The organism is Streptomyces sp. NPDC058534 (genome assembly GCF_042717365.1).
Taxonomy (GTDB): domain Bacteria; phylum Actinomycetota; class Actinomycetes; order Streptomycetales; family Streptomycetaceae; genus Streptomyces.
In genome coordinates this window covers 1-3,292 of the sequence record NZ_JBHXNW010000170.1, presented here as the reverse complement: position 1 = coordinate 3,292, position 3,292 = coordinate 1, and the positions used below count along the sequence as shown (strand labels likewise).

The following is a 3,292-nucleotide window of genomic DNA, read 5'->3' as shown; positions in this document are numbered from 1 at the left end:
TCGGGGAGCGGGTGGTGCGGGATCCGGGTGCGGTGGCGGTGGTGGATGGGCGGGTGGAGTTGTCGTATGGGGAGTTGGATGAGCGGGCGTCTCGGTTGGCGGGTGTGTTGAGGGCGCGTGGGGTGGGGTTGGAGTCGGTGGTGGGGGTGATGTTGGAGCGGTCGGTGGATGTGGTGGTGGCGTTCCTGGCGGTGTGGAAGGCCGGTGGTGCCTATCTGCCCGTCGATCCGGAGTATCCGGCGGATCGAGTGGCGTGGATGTTGGAGGACGCGGCGCCGGTGTGTGTGGTGACCAGCGCACAGTTGGCGGGTGGGTTACCGGAAGGTCTTGGGGTGCTGGTGGATGTGGCGGCGGGTGATGGGCCGGTGGAGTCGGCGGGAGTGGCGGTCGGGATGGGGGATGCGGCGTATGTGATCTATACGTCGGGGTCGACGGGTCGGCCGAAGGGTGTGGTGGTGTCGCATGGGGCGCTGGCCAACTACGTGGCCTGGTGTGTGGGGGCGTATCCGGGGGTGCGGGAGAGCAGTCTGCTGCATGGGTCGGTGTCGTTCGATCTGGGTGTGACGGGGTTGTATGCGGCGTTGGTGTCGGGTGGGTGTGTGTTCGTGTCCGGGCTGGACGAGGGTCTGCCGGCGGTGCTGGGTGGGCGTCGTCTGGGCTTCTTGAAGGTGACTCCCAGTCATCTGCCGTTACTGGAGGCGCTGCCGGGGGAGTGTGTGCCGACGGGGCAGTTGATGGTGGGCGGGGAGGCGTTGAGCTGGGGTGTGGTGGAGTGGTGGCGTGAGGCGCATCCGGACTTGGTGGTGGTGAATCACTACGGACCGACGGAGGGGACGGTCGGCTCGGCGCACTACGTGATTGGTGCGGATGAGGGTGTGGGCGTGGGTTCGGTTCCGATTGGGCGGTCGTTTGCGACGACGAGGACGTTCGTCCTGGACCGGTTCCTGGAGCCGGTGGCGCCTGGGGTTGTGGGTGAGTTGTATGTGGCGGGTAGTCAGTTGGCTCGCGGGTACCACCAGCGTCCGGGTCTGACCGGGGAACGCTTCGTGGCGTGCCCGTATGGCGGGCCGGGTGAGCGGATGTACCGGACGGGGGACCTGGTCCGGTGGACCGCGGACGGGCAGCTGGTGTTCGTCGGCCGTGCGGACGACCAGGTGAAGCTGCGTGGCTACCGGATCGAGCCGGGTGAGGTCGAAGGCGTCCTGGCGGCGCACCCTGCGGTGGACCGGGCGGTGGTGTTGGTCCGCGAGGATGTGCCGGGTGACCGGCGCCTGGTGGCCTACGTCGTCGCCGACTGTGAGGTTGCTGTGGATGGCGACCTGCGGAGCTTTGTGGCTGAGCGGTTGCCGGAGTACATGGTGCCGTCGGCGGTGGTGGTACTGGACGGGATGCCGTTGACGGTGAACGGGAAGGTGGACCGGGCCGCGTTGCCGGCGCCGGAGTACGCGTCCGCTGGTGGGCGGGGCCCTGCGACGGTCGTCGAGGAGCTGGTGTGTCAGGTGTTCGCGGATGTCCTGGGTGTGGAGCGGGTGGGGGTGGAGGGCAACTTCTTCGAGCTGGGTGGGCACTCTCTGTTGGCGGTGACCTTGGCGTCCCGGCTGCGCGAGCGCGGGTTCGGGGTGTCGGTTCGGGTGTTGTTCGAGGCTCCGACGCCGGCGGCGCTGGCAGCTGCCGGCAGTAGTGAGGGTGTGGTGGAGGCGCCTCCGAACGGGATTCCGGAGGGGGCGGACGTGGTCACGCCGGAGATGCTGCCGCTGGTCGAGCTGACGCCGACGCAGATCGACTTGGTCTGTGCGTCGGTCGAGGGTGGGGCGGCGAATGTGGCGGACGTGTATCCGCTGGCGCCGTTGCAGGAGGGCATCTTCTTCCACCATCTGATCACCGAGCCGGGTGAGGCGGATGCGTATCTGGTGCCGATGACTCTGGGATTTGACAGTCGTGAGCGGCTGGATGAGTTTCTGGATGCGTTGCAGCGGGTGGTGGACCGGCACGACATCTATCGCACCGGGGTCGTGTGGCAAGGGCTGCCCGAGCCGGTACAGGTGGTCTGGCAGCGTGCGGTCGTTCCCGTGACCGAGGTGAGGCTGTCGCCGGACGGGGATCCCGCCGATGAACTGCTGGAGGTCGCTGGGCGGTGGATGGATGTGGGACAGGCGCCATTGGTGCGGGTGCATGTAGCTGCGGATCCTGCAACGGATCGGTGGCTTGGATTGGTACAGGTGCATCACCTGTTGCAGGACCACACGGCGTTGGACGTGGTTTTGGGTGAGGTCGCCGCGCTGATGGAGGGGCGTGGGGACGACTTGCCGGTGCCGCTGCCGTTCCGGGACTTCGTGGCCCAGGCTCGGCTAGGAGTGTCTCGTGCGGAGCACGAGGAGTACTTCGCCCAGTTGCTGGGTGATGTCATGGAACCGACGCTGCCGTTCGGCCTGGCCGACGCTCATGGTGACGGCGCGGGTGTGCGGTCCGCGCGGCTGCGGGTGGATGACGGGCTGGCAGCGCGGGTACGCGAGGGAGCGCGCACGATCGGGGTGAGTCCGGCGACGTTGTTCCACGTGGCGTGGGCGCGGGTGCTGGCGAGCCTGGCCGGTCGGACGGACGTGGTGTTCGGGACCGTACTGCTGGGCCGGATGCATGCCGGAGCTGGTGCGGAGTGGGTGCCTGGTCCGTTCATGAACACTCTGCCGGTGCGGGTGGATGTGGCGGGCCTGGACGTGGTGGGTGCGGTGCGAGCGATGCAGGCCCAGCTGGCCGGCCTGCTGGTGCACGAGCACGCTCCGCTCGCGCTTGCGCAGAAGGCAAGCGCGGTCTCGGCCTCAGCGCCGTTGTTCACCTCCTTGCTGAACTACCGCCACGATCGTCGACGGGCCGACGTGCCCTCTGACGAGAGTCGGCACCAGCTCAATGGCGTGGAAATGGTCTACAGCCGGGAGTCCACCAACTATCCGCTGGCCGTATCGGTGGATGACTTGGGGACGGGGTTCGCCATCACGACCGACGTAGTTGCTCCGGAAGACCCGAACCTCGTGTGCCAGTTGCTGCATACGGTGATCGACAACCTCACTGAAGAACTGGAGGCCGGTTCTGACACCCCGTTGCGTGCGGTGGAGGTGCTGGCGCCGTCGGATCGTGAGCGGGTGTTGGCGGAGTGGAACGACACCGAGAGGCTGCTTTCCGAGGAGACGGTGGTGGGTCTCTTCGAGCGGCAGGTGGTGCGGGATCCGGGTGCGGTGGCGGTGGAGCAGGGTGGGGTGGGTGTGTCGTATGGGGAGTTGAATGTTCGTGCGAATCG

The 3,292-nt window shown here is 67.5% G+C and carries 1 protein-coding gene; it reads left to right on the top strand.

Annotation, left to right across the window (positions count from 1 at the left end):
- The coding region (locus ACFWR9_RS42510) for an amino acid adenylation domain-containing protein (RefSeq protein WP_383853004.1) at nt 1-3,292 on the top strand (3,292 nt) is incomplete at both ends.